Annotated in this window: 4 protein-coding genes; all 4 read right to left on the reverse strand. The window is 51.4% G+C overall.

Features of this window, described 5'->3' with window-relative positions; all coding sequences use genetic code 11:
* Nucleotides 1–766 (reverse strand): S-adenosyl-l-methionine hydroxide adenosyltransferase family protein (locus tag NZ772_11890; protein ID MCS6814248.1); only part of this gene is annotated, 766 nt, incomplete at its 3' end.
* A gap of 24 nt (nt 767–790) precedes the next feature.
* On the reverse strand, nt 791–2,317 hold the full coding sequence (bchB, locus tag NZ772_11895; protein MCS6814249.1) for a ferredoxin:protochlorophyllide reductase (ATP-dependent) subunit B: 1,527 nt from the start codon (nt 2,315–2,317) through the stop codon (nt 791–793).
* Between the two features lie 133 nt (nt 2,318–2,450).
* Nucleotides 2,451–3,326, reverse strand: coding sequence for a tRNA pseudouridine(55) synthase TruB (gene truB, locus NZ772_11900; GenBank protein ID MCS6814250.1), 876 nt, complete (start codon nt 3,324–3,326; stop codon nt 2,451–2,453).
* 22 nt (nt 3,327–3,348) lie between these two features.
* A partial coding sequence (locus NZ772_11905; GenBank protein MCS6814251.1) for a PAS domain S-box protein occupies nt 3,349–6,222 on the reverse strand: 2,874 nt, incomplete at its 5' end.

Here is a 6,222-nt window from a genome sequence, read left to right on the forward strand (position 1 = left end):
GGACTGGATCGGTCACCTTTAGCTGTAGCTGAGACTGAGCATGGCCGCAATTGATGGCAATTTCTATCCAACCGTGGCTGCCAATCAGGGCAACGGGCTTACCTTTTTCCACGCTGCCATAGGTTCGACGGCCAGGAATGCGGAGTGAGCCTAGATTTACAAACCAGTTGCGACTACCCACCCACTTGCCAGGGATGTTAGTCACCAGATTACCAAACCGATCGCAGTATTGAATAGCCCCACGGATGCCTGCTGTGGTTTGAATAGGGGCAGGAATCGCTAACTCGACTAGGGTTGTAGTATCGATTAGTGTTCCTAGGCGCTCAAGCTCAACACCTGTAGCTAGATAGGCCGCCGCTGGGGCAAAAATGTCCCGCCCATGAAACGTTGCACTAGGGCGACTTGTGCTCCAGGAGCGGTGATTGGTCAACTCTACCCCCAGCAAAGCTGGATAGCGGCGCAACACACCACTAAAGATGCCGTTGTCTGGCCCGACTAGAAAACCAGGGGCAATGCGGAGGGCGATCGCCCGTCGAGTATGCCCTACGCCTGGATCCACAACAGCTAAGTGCACGGTGCCGGCTGGAAAGTAGGGCACTGCATTCATTAAGTTAAATCGTGCTGATGCGATGTCTTGGGGCGGAATTTGGTGCGAGAGATCAATGGTAGTGATAGCAGGGTTAATGCTGGCAATTACCCCCTTCATAATTCCGACATAGGCATCTCGATCGCCAAAGTCTGTCAGTAAGGTAATTAGGGGCATCATGACGACCAACAGGTCAAGGACTAGTTAGGCACCAACGGCTTCCTTCGCAGCATACATCACTTCTACACTGATTTCAGTAATGTTTCGCTCTCGGGCAAATTTTTCTGTATTCCGCTTTACCTTACCTCGCACAAAGCCAGGAATCTTATTCAGCTCAGCTTGGGCATCTTTTGTCCAACTGAGGTCAGACTCGGCTGATAGGGCCTTGGTGACTACATCTTTAGTATCATGCCCACCAAAGATTTCTAGGAGATGATCTTCCATACCCAAGGTGAAGGAGTTGTAGATCAAGTCACAGATTTGATTGGTGCCTTCATAGCCTAGGAAGGGTTTGTAACCAAGGGGAAAGTTTTGAATGTGCACAGGGGCAGAAATCACCCCACAGGGGATGTTCAATCGTTTGCCAACGTGGCGTTCCATCTGGGTGCCAAAGATGGCTGCGGGTTCTACGCGGGCGATCGCATCCCCAACAGTCCCGTGATCATCGGTAATCAGCACCTCGTCACAAAAACCTTGCACTTGCTCCCGGAACCAATCGGCATCGTACTTGCAGTAGGTACCTGCCCATACCACTTTAATCCCCATTTCTCGGGCCAGAATCCTGGTAATTGCCGCAGCATGAGTGTTGTCACCATAGACAACGGCTCGCTTGCCCGTGAGGTTTTGGCAGTCGATCGAGCGAGAGAACCAAGCCGCTTGAGACACATGCAACGTCTGTTCAGCAATAAAGCCTTCATAGTTAACCGTAGCGCCTTGGCTTGTCAACACCTGCTGAATAGCACGAATGCATCGCGCAGTCTCTACTACACCCATGGGAGTGATGTCCACAAACGGCATCCCCAGCTCATCCTTTAGGTAGGTGGCGGTCATGCGCCCTAATTCTCGATAGGGGACTAGGTTAAACCATGCGCGGGGCAGGCGTTTCAAATTATGGACAGATGCTCCTTCTGGGATGACTTCGTTCACCTGGATGCCCAAGTCGGCCATGAGTCGTTTGAGTTCTGTACAGTCATGGTGATTGTGGAATCCTAGGGTGGAGATGCCAATGATGTTAACTGATGGTTCTTCGCTCTTGGTAGTGACCAAGTCTCCTTGTTTACGAGCTTTGTCAATGTAGAATTGCACGACCTGCTGTAGGGTACGATCGGCAGCTTGCAGTTCATTAACCCGATAGTGGTTGACATCCGCCAAGAGGACATCTGCCTTAGCATCCAGTTGTGCCCGCTCTACAAAATTGTGCAGGTCTTCTTGCAAAATGCTGGAGGTGCAGGTTGGGGTTAACAGAATCAAGTCAGGTTGTTCTTCTTTGTCTTTGCGGGTGATGTTGTCCACAACCTTTTCCTGGGAGCCACGAGCCAATACGTGACGATCCACAACACTGGCAGTGACTGGGGTAAAGTTTCGCTCTCGCTCCAACATCGATCGCATGACGTTAAAGTAGTCATCCCCTAAGGGAGCGTGCATGATGGCATGGACATTCTTAAAGGCACTGGCAATGCGGAGGGTGCCGATATGAGCAGGACCAGCGTACATCCAATAGGCCAATTTCATAATCTATTTAGATCTCCCTTGAAATGAAAATGGTTATCCCCAGGAGTTTTCAGCTTATCGGCTTAGGGACAGTCCTGATCTGGAATTGCAATAACTTGTAATACCACCTGTTGGGCAATCTGGCTACGATCGCTCAGCCATAGACCACCTTGGGTTGTAACCGCCAGCCCAACTCTATGGATTGCCAGTCACCAATGCCCAAAAAGCGATCGTTCTCGTCTAAGACTCGACAGGCTCCAGGCAACATCCCTGGCTGTGGTGGCCTTGCTAGGCGCTGGCCGTGCCCCCACCGCTGGGCCTCTTGAGCTGACAGGGTGATGGCTGGTAAATGGGCGAGGGCTAGCTCTGGGCCGATCAACGGGGTGGTATCGGTAATCGCCTCTAGGGCAATACTGTCAGCTAAGCAAAAGCCGCCGCTGTGGGTGCGTGTGAGGGCGGCAAGGGTGCCTCCAGTTTGGAGTAGATCTCCCATGTCGCGGGCGATCGAGCGAATGTAAGTGCCTGAACTACAGTGAATAGCTACCTCCAGTTCTGGAAAGTCACCTGCCCGCCAGTCCAACACGTCAAGGCGATAAATCTCCACTAATCGGGGTGGCACCTCAATGTCAATCCCTGATCGGGCTAGAGTGTACAGACGCTGGCCACCTACCTGGATAGCACTGTAGCGGGGTGGCAGTTGTTGAATAGTGCCTAGAAATGCAGGCAAGATAGTTTGCACCTGCTCTAGGCTTAGGGTTGGGGTAGGACGACACTCCATTACCTCGCCCTCTAGGTCGTCGGTGGTGGTGCGTAGGCCAAACCGGATAACCGCTCGGTATGCCTTCTCTGGGGGCAAAAATTGCAGCAGGCGAGTGGCTTTACCTACGGCGATCGGCAATACCCCTACGGCTGCTGGGTCAAGGGTTCCCCCATGCCCAATCTGGCGAATTTTCAGCACCTTGCGTAGTTGGGCAACACAGTCGTGGGATGTTATCCCAGCGGGCTTATTGACATTCAAAAATCCCTGCACAATCCTGACTCTATCTAGGTATTTAAGCTGACTTATGGTGAAGCTGATGCTCGATCATCGCTAACAACTGTTTCAGCTTAACGGGCTTGCTGAGATAGTCAGTTGCACCCGCGGCCAGACAGCGATCGCGATCGTGCTCCATCGCTAGGGCAGTCAGGGCAATAATAGGAGTAGCAGCGATCGTAGGGTGACGGCGAATGTGCTGCATAGCCTCTAGACCATCCATGACGGGCATTTGGATATCCATCAAGATTAAATCAGGTTGTTCTTGTTGGGCAAGGTTGACTACTTCTTGACCATCTCTAGCGATCAACAGACTGTAGCCTTTGGCTTTCAAGTAGCTAGAAATAGACAACACGTTAGCATCGTTATCTTCGGCTAGTAAGATGCGATAGGCAGTGGGCTGCTGGGGAGCAGTAGAGTCAATCGCAAGGGATGAGTTGCATGGGTCATCTATCTCTGAGATGGACTTGGTGACAGTTGCAGAGCGATAGGGAAGGTCAATCATAAAGCAACTACCCACCCCAATCTCACTGGTTACTCCTACTTGCCCTCCATGCAGGTCTACAATTCGTTTCACTAGGGCTAGCCCTAGGCCAGTGCCTTCATATTTGCGGTTGAGGGCACTATCAATTTGAACAAAGGGCTGAAACAGCTTATCCATCTGGTCTGGAGTCATGCCAATGCCAGTGTCGGTCACGGCGATGCGGACATAGTTATGAATAATCAATAGGTCGTCGTGGGGTGGCAGTGGTGTGGACTGGGGGCCAAGCCCTAACTCTTGCTCCAGGGGGGTGCGGTAGGTTCTAACCCTAGTGATGCCGGAGAGGGGCGGTGCTTCCGTGGGGGCTACTTGGTGGTGAAGGCTTACCTCTAGGGTAATGCGTCCGTGCTCTGGGGTAAATTTCACCGCATTGCTGAGTAGATTGATCACAGCTTGGCGAATGCGCCGCTCATCTAGGCAAAGCTCAGGGAGATGAGGGGGGAACTTAGTAGCAATGTGGATTTGTTTTTTGAAGGCCTGTTGTTGGATAAAGATTAGGCAGGATTCGCACAGGGGCACGATCGCTGTCGGTGCTAGTTCCAATTCCATTTGTCCAGACTCAATTTTGGCGAGGTCAAGAATGTCGTTAATCAGGGTTAATAGGTGAGATGCACTGCGCTCGATCGTTTGCAGGGCATTTTTTTGAGCAGTCGTAATGGCCCCAAATATCTGCTCTTGCAGGCCCTCGGTCATTCCCAAAATGGCATTAAGGGGGGTGCGCAGTTCATGGCTCATGTTAGCCAGAAACTCGTCTTTAAGGCGAGTAGCTCGCAATAGCTCATCATTGGCCCTGAGCAGTTGCTCATGACTGGTTTGTAACTGGGCGTAAAGCTGAGATTGCTGAATGGCGATCGTCAACTGACTAGCAATTTCTTGCAGAAGTTTAATTTCCCAAGGCCGCCATTGACGAGGTGTGTGGCACTGGTGAGCAATAACTAGCCCCCAAAGGCTGTCTTTGTCTACGATGGGCACCACTAGCTTGGCACGGACATTGATGCTGTGCAAGAACTTTGCTAAGCAGGGCAATACTGGGCCGTGTTCACGATCAGTGAGGGCATACACCCGCCCTTGTATGTAGCGCTGATAGTTTTCTTGGGGAAATGTCTCCTCTGGAAAGATTTTGTCGAGGATAACTGGCAACTCTGGTAATGTGGCTTCGGCGATAACCTGTCCAGAGCCATTGGGGAGAACTCGATAAACCAACACCCGATCGGCCCGCAATACTTCCTGAAGCTCAGTGACAGCCGCGTTGAGAATATCGACTAAGTTGAGAGAGGCACGAATTTTCTGAGTAATAGTGTTGACAATATGTTCTCTATCAGCCTGCTGACTCAGCCACAGTTCTGCCCGCTTACGTACATCAATGTCTTGAATTTGCACCACAAAATACAGAGGTTGATTGTGGTCATCACGCACCAACGAGGCAGTTGATCGTCCCCACACGACTTGCCCTTGACTGGTCACCAAGCGCTGCTCGACGTTGAAGCTGTGGTTGTTGCCTGCTAACACAGCGTCATATAGGGTCTGGCTAGCGGCAGCATCTGGGGAGTAGATAACATTCCAGATTGTTAACTCCAGCAAGTCGGCTGCATCATAGCCTAAAAACTCGCAAAGGGCAGCATTGACCTTCAGAAACTGCCAGTTGGGCGAAACCAGTGCCATGCCAATGGCGCTGCTGTTAAAGGCATTGCGAAATAATGTTTCACTCTGGCGCAGGGCTTGCTCAGTTTCCCGTAGACGGGTAATATCACGCCCCACAGACTGAATTTCAATCAGGTTGCCTTGGTCGTCAAAAATGCCCAAATTCACCCATTGAGTCCATCCCAACTGCCCTGATGCTCGCCGATTGCGGTTGATATTTTCCATGATGGGTCGATCGGGCCTCATGGCAGCAATCTTTTGTTTCAGAATTGCCATATCTTCAAGGGGGACAACTTCACCCCACTGCATCCCCACAATCTCGGTTGGCGATTTACCCAAGGCACAGCATAGGGCTGAATTAGCAAAGGTAATAGTGGTATCGGCAGCCGATCGCGCTACAAATTCGGCCTGGGTTTCCACGAACTGCGTGGTAGTTAAGGCTATAGCTGTTGGATTGGTAGCAGCTAGCAGGTGCATGATTCGATCTGGGGTCAGCAGACCAATGAGGCGATCGTCTGCGTCTACCACAGGCAGATGGTAAATTTGGTGGTGTTGAAACAGCGCTAGGATCGTGGCAATATCGACCAAGGCCGAGGCTGGGCAAGTGACGACCAATTGGTGCATCACAGTGTGCACAGGCAGTTGATCAAGGGGAACAGTCTGCTGATAAAGATGTACAAGATCTTGCTCAGAGAGCATACCCACAATAGT

It is taken from the genome of Cyanobacteriota bacterium (assembly GCA_025054735.1).
Classification (GTDB): Bacteria; Cyanobacteriota; Cyanobacteriia; order SKYG9; family SKYG9; genus SKYG9.